This is a genomic window from Streptococcus sp. Marseille-P7376 (genome assembly GCF_902460385.1).
Taxonomy (GTDB): Bacteria; Bacillota; Bacilli; order Lactobacillales; family Streptococcaceae; genus Streptococcus; species Streptococcus sinensis.
Genome location: NZ_CABPTS010000003.1, coordinates 137,060 through 154,548, shown reverse-complemented (window position 1 = coordinate 154,548; position 17,489 = coordinate 137,060). Strand labels below are relative to the sequence as shown.

The following is a 17,489-nucleotide window of genomic DNA, read 5'->3' as shown; positions in this document are numbered from 1 at the left end:
TCATACTTTTTGAAGACCAGCTGTTCAATACTTTCTTTCAGATATTTGATTTTCCAACTCCAAATTTCATCAGAAAAGCTAATTTTCGGCATTTTTTAAAATGAAGATCCTCAACGCTGATTTTCATTAAGCATGCTGTTTTATACTCTTTTTAGTATACCAAAAAAAAGCCTGAAAGGCTTTTATTTTGTTTAGAGCAGCTCTTATTGGCGATGTTTTTCCTGCCACTTGCGACGAACCTCTTCACGGTAGGAAGAATTACCTATAAAACGCATAATGTTTAGGAGAGGAGTACGGTTTGGCCCTAAAACACCAACCAATTCTGCCAGCAATTCTACACCCCAAAACAAGCCCAGTATGAGTAAAACTCCACCAATACGGCTCGATACATTGAGCAAGAGAGAAATCATAGCAAAAATCATTGAAATGCCATAAATGACTAAAACAGTTCCTCTATGAGTCAATCCTAGTGATAAAAGTCTGTGATGAAGGTGATGCTTATCCGGAGTATAAAACTTTTGACCCGATAAAGTTCGGCGAATGATCGCTAAAAAAGTATCGGTAATCGGCACTCCTAAAATAATCATAGGAGTCACTACCGCAACAGCTGTCGCGTTTTTTAACCCCTGTAAGGACAAGACAGCTATCATAAATCCTATAAAAAGGGCACCCGTATCCCCTAGATAAATAATAGCTGGGTGGTAATTGTAAGGAAAGAATCCAGCGATAGACATCACCAAAACAAAAATTGTCAAAGTTAGAAAGAGATGGTGCCCAGGAAGAAAGAAATAGGAAACAATTCCCATGGTCACCAAAGAAATAATGGAGACTCCGCTGACTAAACCATCCAAACCATCAATCAGATTGACTGCATTGGTAATGGAAATAATCCAAATCACTGTCAAAATATAAGACAACCAAGGAGCAAAATGAAGGAAAGGTCCTCCAAAAGGAATCTTGAAATCATCCAAGCGAAAGTCTGTCAGGAACCATATTAAACTAGCCGCTAAAACAATACCACTCATTTTTAGGGCTGGAGATAGCTCTCTAACATCATCAATCAAGCCCGTAGCAGCAATAATCAGTCCGCCTAAAACAACCGGCCAAACATATTCAAGGTAACTTTGTGCCAAAAGCTGAACTTGAACAATCTGAGGCATAAAAACAAGGGTGGAGACAGTAAAAGCAATAACGATGGCTAGGCCACCACTGCTAGGCATGGGTTTTTTATTGATCCGCCGAGCATTTGGATAATCCACCGCTCCTATCTTGAAGGCTAACAGCCGAACTAACGGAGTCAGAATGACTCCAATAAAGAAAGTTCCCAGCAAAACCAAAATAAACTTTAAGGGGAAAGTAATCATATGCATTCAACCTTTTGCAGACTGGAAACCGCATCTGTCACTAATAACAGATAGCCATGCTCTTGCAAGACCGCACGCGTGATAGCTGAGTCTTCCGCAAATTCACGCATCTTGGCCAAAAGCCAAGCTGGATAGCGCTCTGGGAAACCTTCCACATCTACCAAAATCGTTAAATAGTATGCTGAATCATATTTATACAATTCTGAGAGGTCTATTTGATAATCCACTGTTTTAGCAAAAGAGACCGCACTGTTTAAATCCGCAAAACGCAAGATGTAGTAGATATACCGGTCAGCATTTTCAGGTTGAGATTCCTCCCTTACATCGTCAGAAACCGTCTCCTGCTCAGTCTCTACAGCCTCCAAGGATTTAATCGCTTCTAAGTCTTCCTTACTCTTATCAAAAATGCTTTTTTCTAAGGTCTTTAAAAATTCATCCGGAGACATCTGGGATAATTCCGCCATGTCAGGCAAATCGGTCAAGTCTTCAAAATTCAAGTTTTTATCCAATTTAGACTTGGTGACAAAAACATCTACCTTATCTGGCTTAGGCGTCACCCGAAAACTCAACATACCACTGTCAAGGAAACTTTCAGGCATTTCTAGCTCATCTAAGATGGTATAGAAAAATTCCTCTGTTTTTTCTTGAGGGACTAGAAAATCCGCCATCTCCATACCACGTTCTTCTAAGTCTTCTAATTGGATGGTGATTTTAATCGTCGAATCACTAATCTGTTTCATTTCCATGTCGCTACCTCATACTTTCATAGTCTTTCTATTATACTAAAATTTCGCACTTATTTCAAAAAATAGCTAGCAAACTTAATAAAGAAAAGGTCGGGAAATATCCCAACCCATGATTATCCAATAATCGCCTTGATAAGAGCATAAACTATCAACAAAGCTCCCAATCCAATCCGATATTTACCAAAAATAGTAAAATCATGCTTCTTGACATAGTCTGTCAGAAAACGAATCACGACTAAACTGACTCCGAAAGCCACTCCCATCGCTACTAGCAAAAGGAAGAACTGATCCCAGCCTAAAGCATTACCCTTGATGATGAATTTAAGGATTTTCAGACCGCTGGCGCCAAACATAATCGGAATTCCCAGATAGAAGGTAAACTCTGTCACAACGGGCCGGCTGACACCATTTAAAAGACCGCCGACAATCGTCGCACCTGAGCGGCTCGTCCCTGGAAAGAGGGATAAAACTTGGAAAAGGCCGATATAAAGGGCTGTTTGATAGGGAAGCTTACTCAACTCTGTTACAGTCGGTGCCTCTTGCTCCCGCCGCTCCAGATAGATAAAGGCTGCTCCATAGACAATCAGCATAATCGCAACGGATACTAGATTATAAAAATGCGCTTCAAACCAGTCATCTAGGAAAAGGCCAATAAAAGCTGCAGGGAAAGCTGCTACCACTACCTTAGCCCACAACTGCCACGTGCGACGAATTTCCCGGGCAGTTTTACCAGGCTTAAAAGGATTCAGCTTATCAAAATAAATCACAACAACAGCCAAAATAGCTCCCAGCTGGATGACCACATTGAACATCTCCATGAAGGCTGGATTTTCATTTTTATACTTGATAAAATCTTGAATCAGAATCAAGTGGCCAGTGCTCGAAATCGGCAGCCACTCCGTAATTCCCTCAACAATTCCATAAATGATGGATTTCAATATTTCAACGATAAACATATCTAACTCCTAAAACAACTTTAGCACTTATTATACCATATATTGGGGGAGAGGGGAAGTTCTCCCAGAGCCTTTCGCTAGCTTTTTATCAAAAGGCTCCGCCACCTCCGCCTCCGCCAGAGAAGCCACCGCCACCACTACCTCCCGATGAAACCGAGAAATGACTGGCCGTTGAAGCAATATGACCATAATTTGAAAAACTGTGGGAACTTGCATAGAAAAGAGGGTGCAGATTATATTGGACATAGCCATCCATCGAAGCATTTCCCAAGGAAATCTGGCGCAGCTTCATCACGCGGCTGACACGATCCGCATAACCAAAGAGCGTAGCATAGACCAAGAGACGGTTCCACAGAATGATTCCCTCCACCTCTGTCTTATCTAGGTGAGCAATGTCACGCAGCATATTGGCAAAGCTCTTCCAGAGATAAAAATCGTAGGCTCCTTCTTCACTCAAAATACCATCACGCTGATAGCTCTGCAAATCTTTTATCAGTAGAGAACCCGTAAGAAAAGCAAGGCCGCCCAGTGGAATAGAAGACCAGATAATGCCATCTAAAGCCAGCAGAAAGGCCAAGAAAGTCAGCAGAGATGTCCCAAAGGAAAGAAAACTGGCAGTCAGTGCTGTTCTAAATAATAATTTTTCTTCTCGGTTTAATGGGCGATAGTGGTCCAGCAAGTTCAGACGTTGAGTCTCCAAGCGTACTTGATCAGACAAGGTCTGTAAGTTAGATGTAAAACGATTTTTAATGCTACTTCCAATTTGGCGGATTCGTGCCTCATCTTTTGCTTTTTTATTTTTATAAAGATCTTCTGAAATCTGATAATCTTCAAACAAATTCGCTACTGCCACCTGTTTATTTTTCCCAAAAGCCATCTTCAGGAACTGACCTTCAAAATCTGACAGCCCTTCTTTAGAAACTAGCTTCAGGATCGGCTCATCGGCATCTCCCAAAAGCTGGATGTAGCCTCGATCCATCAGATCCAGCAGGCTGGCCTGCACCAGATTTTCAAATTTTAAACAAGCTCGTCCGCCATTTGTCGGATCGACTTCCTCCATATCCACGGCAAAGATATTAGCCGCTAGGACCAGCGGGGCGAGATTTTGCGGAGCTTCATAAAGTCGAGCGTTTTTGGGGAAATTCTTTCTAGGTCGAATCTTATAACGAAAAATCAGATAACAGATTCCCGAAGCTATCAGCAAAAACAAGGCTAAGAGAGGCAGATAAACTTCTCCCGAGTGATGATAAAACTTGGTCTGAGTCGCAATCTTCTCTTCAATTTCTTGAAATTTTTTCAGATAGTCAGTTTCCGTCGGATTCTGGGCAACCTGATGTAGGGCCTGCCGATCCCAGTATCCATGCAATTCAACTTTCTTACCACTAGGTAAATGAGAGAGCTGAATCCAATAGTCGGCGCCATTCCTCTCTACAACAGTCGGCTGCCCAAAATAACCTGTATGAGCATACATCTCTGTTGTAGACCAGCTTCCTAGGCCCCAAACCTTAATCCTAACACTTTTAATCTTCTCTTCCCAATCACTGATAGGAGTCCACTTTAGCTCAGCAATATCCTTATGAAGAAAAAGAAGATTACTCAATTTCCAGGTGACTGTTACAGTGACCGTATCCCCTTCTTGACCCGCATTGTAAATCTTGACCTCGTAACCATCTCCTAAATCTGTGATTTGTGGCTCAAAGTTAGACTTTGCGATTCCATTTGTTTTTACGGAGATCGTTGGATTTGAATCGATAGAAAATCCTTCTGGCATTTTCCCAGCAGAGCCCAGCGAAACAAACTGGCCGTTGTAATCATCATCAAAATGATAAGTAACCCGCTCTGTGTAGGTTGCGGTATTATTAGCATGGATTTCCAAATCCCCTTGATAGGACTGGATTTGATAGTCCAAAGCCGACACCGTCCCAATAAAGAAAAAACTTAAAAGAAAGACAAAAATTCCAGACAAATACTTTTTCATAACTCAATATCCTTTTTATACTTATCCTATTATAGCATTTTTCTTAAGTAAGGGCTTACTGGGATTGAAAAGCGCTATATTTTTCGGTAGAATAGAGAAAACAATTTTAGAAGGACTAGGAGAGAATATGAAAAAGTTCATTTTAACCTTATTTACAGCCCTCCTCGTCTGTCTGGGAACCCTCACTGTGGCTCAGGCAGATGACTATCTCCGAATTGGGATGGAAGCGGCCTATGCTCCTTTCAACTGGACACAGGATGATGATTCAAACGGAGCTGTCAAAATCGAAGGGACAAATCAATATGCCAATGGCTATGATGTCCAAATTGCTAAGAAAATTGCTCAGGAAATGGGCAAGGAACCGCTGGTTGTAAAGACTTCTTGGAATGGACTGATTCCAGCCTTGACATCTGGTAAAATCGATATGATTATCGCTGGTATGAGCCCAACGGCTGAACGTAAAAAAGAAATCGCTTTTTCCGACAGCTACTACACCAGTGAGCCTGTTGTGCTCGTTCGAAAAGACGGTGACTACGCCAAAGCCAAGACTCTCGAAGACTTCAAAGATGCCAAAATCACTTCCCAACAAGGAGTTTATCTTTACAATCTGATTTCCCAGCTGCCTGGAGCAAAGCAAGAAACAGCTATGGGGGACTTTGCGCAAATGCGCCAAGCCTTGGAATCTGGCGTCATTGATGGCTATATCTCCGAGCGCCCTGAAGCCTTGACAGCCGAAGCTGCTAATTCTAAGTTCAAAATGATCCAATTCAAGCAAGGTTTTGATGTTAGCGAAGAAGACGCCTCAATTGCCATCGGTATGCGTAAAGGTGACAGTCGAATTGACCAAGCCAATGCTGCCATCGCTAAAATCTCAATGGATGACCAAGTGAAACTGATGGATCAGATGATCAAAACTCAGCCTGTGGACACCGATACAGACGATGCTGATGATACCTTCTTCAATCAAGTACTGAAGATTTGGAAAGAGAACTGGCCACAGTTTGTACGCGGAGCTGGCTTGACCTTGCTCATTTCCATCACAGGGACAGTTGCTGGTCTCCTGATCGGCTTGCTGATTGGAGTTTACCGGACAGCACCCGTTTCCAAAAATAAAGTTTTAGCTTCCCTACAAAAACTATTCGGTTGGTTCTTGAATATCTATATCGAAGTTTTCCGCGGTACACCAATGATTGTACAGTCTATGGTCATCTACTATGGAACAGCCCAAGCTTTTGGCATTTCGATTGACCGGACAGCTGCCGCTATCTTTATCGTTTCTATTAATACCGGTGCTTATATGAGTGAAATTGTCCGCGGTGGTATCTTTGCCGTTGACAAGGGACAATTTGAAGCGGCTACTGCGCTAGGAATGACCCACGGCCAAACCATGCGTAAGGTTGTGCTACCACAGGTGGTCCGCAACATTTTGCCTGCAACTGGTAATGAATTTGTCATCAATATCAAGGATACATCCGTCCTGAATGTCATCTCCGTGGTGGAGCTCTACTTCTCAGGAAATACGATTGCAACTCAGACTTATCAGTATTTCCAAACCTTCACCATTATCGCAGTCATTTACTTTGTCTTGACCTTTACCGTCACTCGAATCTTACGTTTCATCGAGCGGAAATTTGACACAGATCATTACACAACAGGTGCCAATCAAATGCAGACGGGAGAATTGAAACAATGACCCAAACAATTTTAGAAATTAAACATCTCAAAAAATCCTATGGAGAGAATCAAGTCTTAAAAGACATTTCTCTGACTGTCCACAAGGGCGAAGTTATCTCCATTATCGGAAGTTCAGGTAGCGGAAAATCAACTTTTCTCCGCTCCATCAACCTCCTCGAAACACCTACTGCTGGCGAAATTCTCTATCGCGGGAAAAATGTCTTGGATGAAAACTATGATCTGACTCATTACCGCGAAAAATTAGGTATGGTGTTCCAAAGTTTCAATCTTTTTGAAAATCTCAATGTCCTAGAAAATACCATCGTAGCTCAGACAACCGTACTCAAAAGAGAGCGTGCTGAGGCAGAAAAGATTGCCAAAGAAAATCTGGAAAAGGTGGGCATGGGAGAGCTCTACTGGCAAGCCAAGCCTAAACAACTTTCAGGTGGACAAAAACAGCGGGTTGCCATTGCGCGTGCGCTTTCCATGAATCCTGATGCTATCCTTTTCGATGAACCAACTTCAGCTCTTGACCCAGAAATGGTCGGCGAAGTTCTGAAAATCATGAAAGAATTGGCTAAAGAAGGCCTGACCATGATTGTCGTGACCCACGAAATGGAGTTCGCCCGTGATGTTTCCAACCGTGTTATTTTCATGGATAAAGGAGTCATTGCAGAGGAAGGCACTCCGCAAGAATTCTTTACCAATCCTAAAGAAGAACGGACAAAAGAATTCCTACAGCGCTTTTTGAAATAAACAATTTACAACACAAGACGGTCAAAACTCAACCGTCTTTTGTTTTTATTTACAAAAACAAAAAAAGCGGGTTTCCCCACTTTTTGAAGATTAATCTTCAAACTTTTCATGATTTTTGTCGTAGAAATCAATCAAGCCAAGAGCTGTTTCAAAAGAAATATTCTTTACTTTTGCCCGTCCTTGAGCAAGAGCAATAATTGACATTTCACGCGCGTTTGTTTCTTTACTAATACGGTAACCTGTAATTTTTTTGTCACGAACCCAACCAACAACTGATTCTACTTTTTCAAAATTCGATTTAGCCATTTCTTACTCCTCTCTATTTATTTCGATAACTACTATAATTGTTTTTATACAGTTTGTCAACATAAAAAACCATATTCTAACAAATTAAATATTTCTGAAAATTCTTTATTTTGCTTTGAGGGCTGAAAGTATCTGTGTTCTAATACTTTCTACCCCTTCTGGATTCGCTGGAAGGAAAAGCGTATTATTGCCAGGTTTATCTGCAAAATTATTCAGTGTATCAAGATATTGATTGGTCAACAAAATGGACATGATCTGTTCTTCTGTCAACTCAATATTTGCGCCTTTCAACTCTTTAATAGAATCTGCTAAGCCATCCACAATAGCCTTCCGCTGCTCTGCAATACCAACCCCGTGCAGACGGTCTTTCTCAGCCTCAGCCTCAGCCGCAGTGACGATTTTGATCTTATCTGCTTCCGCCAATTCCTGAGCGGCAACACGCTTGCGCTGCGCCGCGTTAATTTCATTCATGGACTGCTTGACTTCCGCATCTGGCTCAACCTTAGTGATCAAGGTTTTGACAATGATATAGCCATAAGTGGACATTTCTTCAGCCACCTGCTTTTGAACTTCTAAGGCAATCTCGTCTTTCTTTTCAAATAGCTCGTCCAAGGTCAGTTTAGGAACAGAGGAACGCAGAGCATCTTCGATATAAGACTTGATCTGCGCTTCTGGTCGCATGAGTTTATAGTAAGCATCTGTGACATTGTGTTCATTTACCCGATACTGGGTCGCAACATTCATGGTCACAAAGACATTGTCCTGAGTCTTGGTCTCAACAATGATGTCACTCTGCAACAAACGCAACTGGACACGAGCGGCAATTTTGTCGATTCCCAAAGGCAAACGAATATTCATCCCACTTGTGCTGGTCTTATGGTAGCGTCCAAAACGCTCAATGATGGCAACAGACTGCTGACGCACAACGTAGAGCGAGCTGAGGACTAGTATTCCAAAGAGAACCAAGAGAATGAGAAAGAAGAAAAAGAATAGACTTAAAAACATAATCACATCTCCTTAATTTAATATAGTATATTCTAGCACACTCCTCAATCGCTTGCAATTAAAAAGCAGAGTTTTGCTAAAATATCTTTAGGTTCAGACCAACATATTATAAAGAGTTTCATTTCCGTTCAGATTGATGAAGGATGGGTCAAACTGCTCAATCCGATTAATTAGTGCAGCATAGTCATACTTGTTTGCCAGTGCAATCCCAATCAAGACTGGACCTGTCCCTTTGCTGGCTCGTTTAATATATTCAAACCGAGTAATATCATCATTTGGCCCTAAAATATCATTTACAAATTCACGCAAGGCACCTGGCCGCTGCGGGAAGTTTACCACAAAGTAGTGTTTGATTCCATCATAAATAAGGGCACGCTCTTCCATCTCCGGCATGCGGTTAATATCATTATTACCTCCAGAAATGATACAGCAAACCGTTTTTCCTTTGATATATTCTCTCAACACTTCCAAGGCTGCTACACTTGCTGCTCCTGCTGGCTCTGCTACGATTCCCTGCTTCGAATAAAGGTCGATCAGCGTTTCTGAAATCAGACCTTCATCAACCCCGATAAGGGTTTCGACATTTTTTTGCGTTACTTCGTAAGTCAAAGAGCCGACTTTCTGCACCGCAATGCCATCCGCAAATTTATCAATTTCTTTAAGTTTGACTGGACCGCCTGCATCGAAAGCAGCCTTCATGCTACGGGCTCCATTGGCCTCTACTCCGATAATCTCAATCTGTTGCTGGGTTTCCTTAATATAAGTGGATACGCCTGCGATGAGACCACCGCCACCTACGGGCACCAAGACCAAGTCTAAATCAATGGATTCTCGAACCGCATCATCTAAGATTTCATAGCCAACCGTTCCCTGACCAGCCTGAACATGAACATTATCAAAAGGATCGATAAAGGTCCGATTCTCCACTCGCGTAAACTCCATGGCTGCCCGAGCAGAAGCGTCAAAAGTGTCACCTACTAACTTGATAGTCACAAAGTCCCCACCAAAGAAGCGGACCTGACTGATTTTCTGCTGGGGAGTCGTAATGGGCATAAAAATTGTCGCTGAAATTTTCATTTCATTACAAGTATAGGCTACTCCCTGAGCATGATTACCCGCAGAAGCACAAACAACTCCACGTTCGCGTTCCTCCTTGCTCAACTGAGAAATGGCATAATAGGCTCCACGGATTTTGAAGGAGCGCACACGTTGAGAATTTTCTTTTTTTAGATAAATCTTTGCTCCATACTTCTCCGACAAATAATGGTCATAATCAAGCGGCGTATTGACAACGACATCTTTTAGTACCTTATGGGCACGGATGATATCTTTTGCTGTTAACATTCCTTTTCCTTTCCAAATAGGTTAAACAAACTCAGCTGGCAAGCCAGCTGAGTTTCCCACACGATCTTAGTTGTAGATTTTGAAAGCATCGTCATCGTTTTTACCAACGAATGGCATCGCTTTACGCAATTCAGCACCGACTTTTTCAATTTCAAGGTTAGCCGCTTGTTCGCGGTAAGCAGTTAATTTCGGACGACCTGCCTTGTAGTCGTTTACGAAGTCGTTTGCGAATTTACCATTTTGAATATCCGCAAGAACGGCTTTCATATTTTCTTTCACTTGCTCAGTGATCACGCGCGGACCAGATACATAGTCCCCATATTCAGCTGTGTTTGAGATAGATTGGCGCATCTTCTTGAAGCCACCTTCGTAGATCAAGTCAACGATGAGTTTCATTTCGTGAAGAACTTCAAAGTAAGCCAATTCTGGTGCATAGCCAGCTTCGGTTAAGACTTCAAATCCAGCTTCAATCAGGGCAGTCAAGCCACCGCAGAGAACGGCTTGTTCACCAAAGAGATCTTCTTCTGTTTCTTCTTTATAAGTTGTTTCAAGTAAGCCAACACGGGCACAACCAACCCCCTTACACCAATCCATAGCGATGTCTTTAGCATTTCCAGTCGCATCTTGGTAAACTGCATAAAGAGCTGGCACACCAAAGCCCTCTTCAAAGGTACGGCGCACCAGGTGGCCAGGTCCCTTAGGAGCACACATGAAGACATCTACATCAGCAGGAACCTTGATAAATTCAAAATGGATGTTGAAGCCATGTGCAAAACCAACAGCATTACCAGCTTCCAAGTTTGGAGCGATCTCCGCTTCATAAAGCTCTTGTTGGATTTCGTCTGGTGCCAAGATCATGATAACATCAGCTAGTTTAGACGCTTCTGCTACTGTATAAGTCTCAAATCCATCTTCTTTGGCCTTGTCAAATGATTTACCTGGACGCACACCGATAATCACATCATGACCGGTATCACGCAAGTTCTGCGCATGAGCGTGACCTTGTGAACCATAACCAATCACGGCAATTTTCTTACCGTCAAGTGCTGCTACTTTTACATCTTTTTCGTATTCCATTGTTACTGCCATCTTTTACACTCTTTTCTATCTTTTATTTGCCTTTTTAGGCTATTATAACGGAGTCATTAGTAGGGTTAGTCTCTCGTAAAACCGATTGCTCCAGTCCGAGCAATATTGCGGATACCATAAGGACGGATGACACGAAGCAAGGCCTCGCTTTTTTCAGCATCCCCTGTCATTTGAATAGTGATGGAACTCGGTGCGACATCCACGACTGTTGCACGGAAAGGCTGAATAATCGCTAACAGCTCTGCCCGTTTATCTGCAGGAGCCGAGACCTTAACGAGAATCACTTCACGCTCTAAATGCGGATGGTCGGTGATGTCTCGAACACGAATCACATCAATTTGACGGTTAAGCTGCTTGATAATCTGCTCCACCTCAGCCAGAGAAGCCACATCAATTATGATGGTAATCCGAGAAACATCTGGAGTCTCTGTCGGACCGACTGAGATACTTTCAATATTAACCTGACGCCGAGAAAGGACACCTGTGAAACGATTCAAAACGCCCGAACGGTTTTGGAGTTTAGCTGTTAACATTCTACGCATTAAACTTCACCCCCAACATTTCATGATTGCTCTTGCCAGCTGGCACCATTGGAAGCACGTGCTCTTTGCGGGAAATATCCACTTCGATAAACATCGGCACATCTTCTCGGATGACTTCCAAATCTTGAGTAATGGTTTCTGGGTTGTTAAACTTATAAGACTTAACGCCATAAGCCTGAGCCATTAATTGAAAGTCTGGAAGGCTGTCAAAAACTGATTCCGACGTTCTGCCTTCATAAAAGGCTTCCTGCCATTGCCGAACCATTCCTAACGAATGATTGTTCAGCATAATCACCTTAATCGGTACTTTATAAATATTTAGGATAGCCATTTCCTGATTGGTCATCTGATAGCCACCATCCCCGACAAAAAGAACAACTTCTTTATCTGGATTAGCAATTTTAGCACCGATTGCAGCTGGGACACCGAAGCCCATGGTTCCAAGTCCACCAGAAGTGACTAGTTGACGTTCATTTTTATAGGGATAATACTGAGCTGTCCACATCTGGTGTTGCCCAACATCTGTAACGATAATAGCCTCTCCTTTGGTTAGCTCGCCCACACACTCAATGACAGCCTGCGGCTGGACTACACGTTCTTTTTTATCATAAGAACGGACCCTATTTTTATCTTCGGTTACTTTGTCAATCCACTTTTCTGTATTATTGTGAACGGGCTCTTCTGCCAAAAGCATCGTCAAAGCTTTCTTGGCATCTCCAACAACCGGAATGTCGACATTAATAATCTTCCCAATTTCTGCTGGATCGATATCAATATGCACAACCTTTGCATTCTTAGCAAAGGTCTTGGGATTCCCCGTCAAGCGGTCATCAAAACGGCAGCCTATGCTAATCATAAAATCAGCTTCTGTCATAGCAATGTTTGCAGCAAATGAACCATGCATGCCGCCCATTCCTAGGAAAAGCGGATGATCTGTCGCAATCGTTCCCTGTCCCAACAAACTCGTCACAACCGGAATTTGATAACGCTCCGCAAAAGCTACTAATTCTGTCGCTGCTTCCGCATAGCTAACTCCACCTCCTGATACAAGAACAGGTTTTTTAGCTTTGGACAATTGCTTCAAAATCTTCTTGATTTGCAATTCGTTTGGAACAATTGTTGGTTGGTAACTTGGCAAATGAACAGCCGGATCATAAATAAAATCAGTTTCCAAAGCAGAGACATCTTTTGGAAGATCAATGACAACCGGACCTGGACGGCCTGTCGTCGCAATATGAATTGCTTCTGTGATAATCCGCGGAATATCCGCAGTTTCACGAACCTGATAATTATATTTAGTGATAGGAGTTGTAATGCCAACAATATCTGCTTCTTGGAAGGCATCTTTCCCAATTCCAGATTTGGCAACCTGACCAGTGAAAACCAAAAGGGGAACACTGTCACTCATAGCATCTGCGATGCCAGTAATAGCGTTGGTCGCTCCCGGTCCACTAGTCACAACAGCAACACCGATTTTACCCGTTGACTTAGCGTAACCTTCAGCTTCATGGACACAACCTTGCTCATGCCGACCTAGAATATGACGAATGCCTTTAAAACTATAGATAGCGTCATAAAGCGGCAGGACCGCTCCGCCTGGATAACCAAAAATGGTATCAACACCTAATTTTTCCAAGGTTTCTAAAAGAAGTTCCGAACCTGTCTTCGGAGTTTCCAGTTTGATTTTCTCCATAATTCCCCTTTCTAAAATCGAGAATGTTCAAAACTAAGTGTCTACTTTTATATCATCAGCCAGCAAAGCCCTATTCCTAAAACTGAAATGCTGCCGATTGATTTTGGACAATCAGTCTAATCTCAATTATTAATTTACAATTTTCTAAAAATTCAAAAAGCTTTCTACTATGATAACATTTTTGAAAAAAATTGCAAGTATTGCGTGAAATTTTTTAAATTTTGAACAAAATATGCAACAAAATCTCGCTAAATCCGAATTTAACGAGATAAGTTCTTTATATCCATCCTTGATCTTGAGCGATCCGAACCGCTTCTGTGCGATTGTCGGCTGCCAGCTTGGTCAGGATAGCCGACATATAGTTGCGAATGGTTCCATTTGATAAATAGAGCTTTTCAGCAATTTCTTTATTAGAAAGCCCAGTTGCTGCTGCCTCTAGGACTAGAAGCTCTTGATGGGAGAGGGGATTTTTATGGGTCATCAGCACTTCCATAAGTTCAGGCGAGTATTCTTTTTGCCCAGCCAAGACAGTGTGGATGGTCTTCATCAGGTCAGCAATACTACGCTCCTTGAGTACGTAGGCATCAACATCCGCCTTGACCGCCCGCTCAAAATAGCCTGGCCGCTTAAAAGTCGTCACAATGATGACCTTGACAGCTGGCTGATACTCCTTCATCCATTCTAGAACATCCAGTCCCGTCTGATAGGGCATTTCCACATCCAAGATGGCCACATCTACCTGCTCAGTGCTGAGCAATGCCACCGCCTCGCGTCCATCAGCCGCCTGATAAACAACTTCAACATCTGGCTGCAACTGCAAGAGCTGACAAAGAGCATCCCGAAGCATACTCTGGTCTTCTGCTAATAATACCTTCATCTCTCGTCTCCTTTAACCCTATACGGCAATCGCACGCGAATAATGGTCGGTTGCTGGCTGCTGATGACCTCCACTGTACCGTCAATCCCCTCCAAGCGCTCTCGAACTGAATGCAGCTCTCGGCCAGTGACCCGCTTAAAACCTCGGCCATCATCTTGAACATCCAAAATCAGATTTTGATTTTGCGTATGTAAATCAATTTTGGACTTCTTGGCCTCCGCATGCTTGATAATATTGGTTACCAACTCCAATATTATCATACTAATGGTAAACTGGATTTCCGTAGGAATGCTGGCGACATTGAGCTGATTATGAAGCTCCACCTCAATATCACTCATTTCCAGCATGGTTCGAATTGTTTCTAATTCTTCATCTAGCGTCCGCGTCTTGAGATTGTCTACAATCCGTCGAACATCAGCCATGGCCTGCTTACTGATCCGTCGCACTTCCTCCATCTCTTTCTCCGCCTGCTCGTAGGCCTCCATTTGCAGGAATTGCTGGGCCAGCTCCGTCTTGACGCTGAGCATGGCAAAGGTATGGCCCAAACTATCATGTAAATCCCGTCCGATTCGATTGCGCTCATTTTCCGCTAAGAAAAGATTGAGCTGAGCATTCTGCTTGCTTTTTTCCTCCTTGAGCTGTTCAGCGACTTGGATCCGATGCAGACCTAGGGTCAAGAAATCCGAAAAGAGAAAAGTCGTTGAGAAAAGAATCAAATCACCTATACTTATTTGATTTTGAATATAAACCCCAAACAAAATAGCCGGTTGGATAGCTAAGAAACTCCAGAAGCGCCAAGATGTAAAGGAAATTTCCTTATAATGATAAATTAGAAGATTTGATAAATAAAAAATATACCACACAAAACCCCCATTCAGCCAAATGGAAGTATAAAAAATGTAAGCAAGCATGATCCACCAGGACAGCGCCTGGTAGAAAGGCTTTTTCTCCGTGAGGATGGTGTAATAGGCCCCTATAAACAATGCTGTCCAAAGCAAAGTCAAAAGCGGGTATTCACCACTGATGACACCCGCTATCGGAAAGATGATAAAGACCAGAGAAATATGAAACATATGATGTATGTTTTTGAACTTTTCCCACATACAATTATTTAACCTCAATCCGTTTTTTGAGCTGAAGGACTAAAATACTAAAGAAAATGGTGTAGGCTAGAACGATTAGCATGGCAGAGACATTCCAGTCATGGTGTTCCAAATAGGAAGAGACCACCTGCATGAGCTGATAGCTTGGCGTTAGCTTGCCGATGGGTTGTAGCCAGTCTGGAAACATAGTCAGTGGAAACCAAAGCCCACCCAAGACCGCTAAAGCCATATAAACGATATTGCCTACGACCGACATAAGCTGGGCACTGGGCAGGAGACTGACCAAGACGCCCATGGCGATAAAGACCAGACTACCGATCAAAAGAATCAGTGCAATCATTAGCCAGTCCATCATGGGCACATTGACTCCACGAACGAAATGTCCGACAGAGAAGACCACGATGATGGAAAGCAGAAAGGTCAGTAAAGCACTGAAAAGCTTTGATATATAATATTCTACCATAGAAACGGGCGAATGCTGAATCAATTTTTGCCAGTTATTGGTCTTATCTGACTGCAAGGTGCTGGGAATGCTAAAAAAGGCACTAGACATGATACTAAAAAGTGTCATAGAAAAGAGATAGGTTTGGAGCACAAGCACCGGTACATCAGAACCTGACATTATTCCTGAAAAGATCAGATAGAAAACGCTGGGCAGCCCGATAGAGAGCAGGTAGTAGGCCGCCTGCCGCTTCATCAAAATCAGCTCCATTTTCATTAAACTTACCATATTTTTCATGATGCTGCTCCTTTACTCTTGTGTCGTCTCAAAAATACTATCCAGCAGGGTGCGATTGCGGACTTCGATTTCTTCAATCGTACAGCCATGCTCCTGCAGAATTTGCCAGACTTGACTGGCATCCTTGGCCGCAAAAGATAGAGCCTTTTGCTTGATTTCAATCTCTGTCACACCAGCTAGCTTTTCCACGATTTCTTTATAAGAAAGCGGCAGGGTGAAGTGTTTTTCCTGCTCTTCCTTGCGCATGGCATAAGGCGTGGTGTCGCGGATTAGTTCTCCCTTATGAAGCACCAAAATCCGGTCAGCTGTATGCTCCACTTCTTCAATGTAGTGGGAAGAATAAACAATGGTCACACCTTGCTTCTTGAGCTGGTCCACTATTTCCCAGAAATGCTGGCGGGTCGAAGTGTCCATGGCCGAAGTCGGTTCATCCAAGAAAAGAATCTTTGGACGACCAATCAAGGCTAAGATAAAGGAAAAAAGACGTTTTTGACCACCAGAGAGCTTGGAAGCCAGCTGGTTCCTCTGCTTGTCAGAAAAGCCCAACAAGGCATCGATTTCCTCTTCAGACAGGCTATTAGGATAAATAGAGCGAAAGAAAGCGAGGAGTTCCTTGACTTTCAAATCCCCCACCACTGTATTTTCCTGAGGCAAAATGGCAACCATCTCTTTCAAACGATTATCCGTCGGCTTTAGCCCCTTAACCAGCGCTTGACCAGAAGTCAGGAATTTATCGCCTAGGAGACAGTCCATCAGAGTTGTTTTTCCAGCTCCGTTGGGGCCAATCAGAGCCACACAATCCCCTTCTTCAATATCAAAGGAAATGTGACGCAAAATCTCCTTCCCACGAATGCTTTTAGATAGCTTTTTCACTTCAATCAATTTCATGATTTGCCTCCTTAATAAAATCATCGATGAACGGCCAGATGACAAAGATAGCTAGAATCAGCCCCCAGATACCTAGATAGAACTGCCGGGGTAGAAATTCCAATAAGAGACCTGTCGTCATCTGCAGAATACATAAAGCAGCTGAACATACAATAAATAGGATGGACAAGCATCTTTTCATTTCTTCTCTCCCCTCTTGCCTAACTTGGTCACTTCCTTTAGGATGTAGCTAGCCATTCCCAAGCCAGCAAAGATTTCCCAAGGAAAGTGGTAAAGTTCCGCTCCGCTCACTCTTGCCAATTGGTAAAACATCATCCCAACAAGACTCAAGACTGTTACTTTTATCAACCACATTTTCATGTAACCACTCCTAATTTCTTCATTTCTTACTTGTATTATAGAACTTCCTGAATCTTTCGACTAGATGAT

At 42.7% G+C, this 17,489-nt stretch carries 18 protein-coding genes; 2 read left to right on the top strand and 16 right to left on the bottom strand.

Annotated features, from left to right (window positions below):
* Positions 1–203 precede the first annotated feature (203 nt).
* From FZ952_RS03480 to FZ952_RS03465, 4 genes are all read right to left on the bottom strand, one after another.
* On the bottom strand, positions 204–1,370 hold the full coding sequence (locus FZ952_RS03480) for a glycosyltransferase family 4 protein (protein ID WP_148880616.1): 1,167 nt from the start codon (positions 1,368–1,370) through the stop codon (positions 204–206).
* Positions 1,361–2,110, bottom strand: coding sequence for an adaptor protein MecA (gene mecA / locus FZ952_RS03475; protein ID WP_148880615.1), 750 nt, complete (start codon positions 2,108–2,110; stop codon positions 1,361–1,363). The genes FZ952_RS03480 and mecA overlap by 10 nt, the downstream gene beginning before the upstream one ends.
* A 113-nt stretch (positions 2,111–2,223) precedes the next feature.
* Positions 2,224–3,066 carry an undecaprenyl-diphosphate phosphatase gene (locus FZ952_RS03470; protein WP_037616134.1) on the bottom strand — a complete coding sequence of 281 codons (843 nt, stop codon included), beginning with the start codon at positions 3,064–3,066 and terminating at the stop codon, positions 2,224–2,226.
* Between the two features lie 88 nt (positions 3,067–3,154).
* Entirely contained in the window at positions 3,155–5,044 is a 1,890-nt protein-coding gene (locus tag FZ952_RS03465) for a DUF2207 domain-containing protein (protein ID WP_148880614.1), read from the bottom strand.
* A 127-nt stretch (positions 5,045–5,171) separates the two neighbouring features.
* Between FZ952_RS03465 and FZ952_RS03460 the strand changes: the two genes are divergently transcribed.
* Both FZ952_RS03460 and FZ952_RS03455 read left to right on the top strand, forming a co-directional pair.
* Entirely contained in the window at positions 5,172–6,737 is a 1,566-nt protein-coding gene (locus tag FZ952_RS03460; protein WP_062200377.1) for an ABC transporter substrate-binding protein/permease, read from the top strand.
* Positions 6,734–7,474 (top strand): amino acid ABC transporter ATP-binding protein, encoded by a 741-nt coding sequence (locus FZ952_RS03455; RefSeq protein ID WP_148880613.1) that lies wholly within the window; start codon positions 6,734–6,736, stop codon positions 7,472–7,474. Before FZ952_RS03460 ends, FZ952_RS03455 begins: the two co-directional genes overlap by 4 nt.
* A gap of 90 nt (positions 7,475–7,564) precedes the next feature.
* Here FZ952_RS03455 and FZ952_RS03450 read toward each other — a convergent pair whose 3' ends face one another.
* The 12 genes from FZ952_RS03450 to FZ952_RS03395 all read right to left on the bottom strand — a co-directional run bounded on the left by FZ952_RS03450 (position 7,565) and on the right by FZ952_RS03395 (position 17,420).
* Entirely contained in the window at positions 7,565–7,780 is a 216-nt protein-coding gene (locus FZ952_RS03450; protein WP_001130035.1) for a hypothetical protein, read from the bottom strand.
* A gap of 105 nt (positions 7,781–7,885) precedes the next feature.
* Positions 7,886–8,785, bottom strand: a complete 900-nt coding sequence (locus FZ952_RS03445; RefSeq protein WP_037616125.1) for an SPFH domain-containing protein — start codon at positions 8,783–8,785, stop codon at positions 7,886–7,888.
* A gap of 93 nt (positions 8,786–8,878) precedes the next feature.
* Positions 8,879–10,129 carry a threonine ammonia-lyase IlvA gene (ilvA, locus tag FZ952_RS03440; protein WP_148880612.1) on the bottom strand — a complete coding sequence of 417 codons (1,251 nt, stop codon included), beginning with the start codon at positions 10,127–10,129 and terminating at the stop codon, positions 8,879–8,881.
* 66 nt (positions 10,130–10,195) lie between these two features.
* On the bottom strand, positions 10,196–11,218 hold the full coding sequence (gene ilvC, locus FZ952_RS03435; protein ID WP_148880611.1) for a ketol-acid reductoisomerase: 1,023 nt from the start codon (positions 11,216–11,218) through the stop codon (positions 10,196–10,198).
* A 65-nt stretch (positions 11,219–11,283) separates the two neighbouring features.
* Positions 11,284–11,760, bottom strand: a complete 477-nt coding sequence (gene ilvN / locus FZ952_RS03430; RefSeq protein ID WP_037616118.1) for an acetolactate synthase small subunit — start codon at positions 11,758–11,760, stop codon at positions 11,284–11,286.
* A complete protein-coding gene (locus FZ952_RS03425) occupies positions 11,753–13,453 on the bottom strand; it encodes an acetolactate synthase large subunit (RefSeq protein WP_062200369.1) in 1,701 nt (566 codons plus the stop codon). The genes ilvN and FZ952_RS03425 overlap by 8 nt, the downstream gene beginning before the upstream one ends.
* 277 nt (positions 13,454–13,730) lie before the next feature.
* Positions 13,731–14,330, bottom strand: a complete 600-nt coding sequence (locus FZ952_RS03420) for a response regulator transcription factor (protein ID WP_062200365.1) — start codon at positions 14,328–14,330, stop codon at positions 13,731–13,733.
* Positions 14,327–15,433 carry a sensor histidine kinase gene (locus FZ952_RS03415; RefSeq protein ID WP_148880610.1) on the bottom strand — a complete coding sequence of 369 codons (1,107 nt, stop codon included), beginning with the start codon at positions 15,431–15,433 and terminating at the stop codon, positions 14,327–14,329. The genes FZ952_RS03420 and FZ952_RS03415 overlap by 4 nt, the downstream gene beginning before the upstream one ends.
* 4 nt (positions 15,434–15,437) lie before the next feature.
* A complete protein-coding gene (locus FZ952_RS03410; RefSeq protein ID WP_148880609.1) occupies positions 15,438–16,172 on the bottom strand; it encodes an ABC transporter permease in 735 nt (244 codons plus the stop codon).
* Between the two features lie 12 nt (positions 16,173–16,184).
* On the bottom strand, positions 16,185–17,060 hold the full coding sequence (locus FZ952_RS03405; RefSeq protein WP_148880608.1) for an ABC transporter ATP-binding protein: 876 nt from the start codon (positions 17,058–17,060) through the stop codon (positions 16,185–16,187).
* On the bottom strand, positions 17,047–17,241 hold the full coding sequence (locus FZ952_RS03400; RefSeq protein ID WP_148880607.1) for a hypothetical protein: 195 nt from the start codon (positions 17,239–17,241) through the stop codon (positions 17,047–17,049). The genes FZ952_RS03405 and FZ952_RS03400 overlap by 14 nt, the downstream gene beginning before the upstream one ends.
* Complete coding sequence (locus FZ952_RS03395; RefSeq protein WP_148880606.1) at positions 17,238–17,420, bottom strand: hypothetical protein; 183 nt, start codon at positions 17,418–17,420, stop codon at positions 17,238–17,240. Before FZ952_RS03395 ends, FZ952_RS03400 begins: the two co-directional genes overlap by 4 nt.
* Positions 17,421–17,489 lie beyond the last annotated feature (69 nt).